The organism is Pantoea sp. RIT-PI-b (genome assembly GCF_001187905.1).
GTDB classification, from domain to species: Bacteria; Pseudomonadota; Gammaproteobacteria; order Enterobacterales; family Enterobacteriaceae; genus Pantoea; species Pantoea nemavictus.
Map to the genome: position 1 here is coordinate 1 of NZ_LGIS01000001.1, position 559 is coordinate 559.

General features: G+C 50.8%; 1 tRNA gene and 2 rRNA genes. All 3 read right to left on the minus strand.

Annotated elements, in window-relative coordinates:
* Positions 1-99, minus strand: a 23S ribosomal RNA gene (locus AC790_RS00005); the annotation flags it as partial.
* Between the two features lie 214 nt (positions 100-313).
* Positions 314-388 (minus strand) — tRNA-Glu (locus tag AC790_RS00010).
* A gap of 88 nt (positions 389-476) precedes the next feature.
* Positions 477-559 (minus strand): 16S ribosomal RNA (locus tag AC790_RS00015); the annotation flags it as partial.

Consider the following 559-nt stretch of genomic DNA (forward strand, 5'->3'; position numbering starts at 1 on the left):
GCGGTTCATATCACCTTACCGACGCTTTACGCAGATTAGCACGTCCTTCATCGCCTCTGACTGCCAGGGCATCCACCGTGTACGCTTAGTCGCTTAACCTCACAACCCACAGGCGTTTTGCAACGCTTGGGACTGTAAGCATTTGAGAGACTCGAACATCGTGATATTCATTTCCTATTACGGAGAAATGAAACGACGCGTCGTTTCAATTTTCAGCTTGTTCCGGATTGTTAAAGAGCAGTATCTCAAACATGACGGTTACGTCAGTTTTGAGATACGTCGTGGAGACACCTTTCACCTGTCACCAAGCAAGTGGCGTCCCCTAGGGGATTCGAACCCCTGTTGCCGCCGTGAAAGGGCGGAGTCCTAACCGCTAGACGAAGGGGACACGGTAGTGTCACGACTTCGCAGCCGTCTTGCTCATTACTTTCTACCAGACAATCTGTGTGAGCACTTCGCGGGAAGGTATCTTCAGGTAAGGAGGTGATCCAACCGCAGGTTCCCCTACGGTTACCTTGTTACGACTTCACCCCAGTCATGAATCACAAAGTGGTAAGCG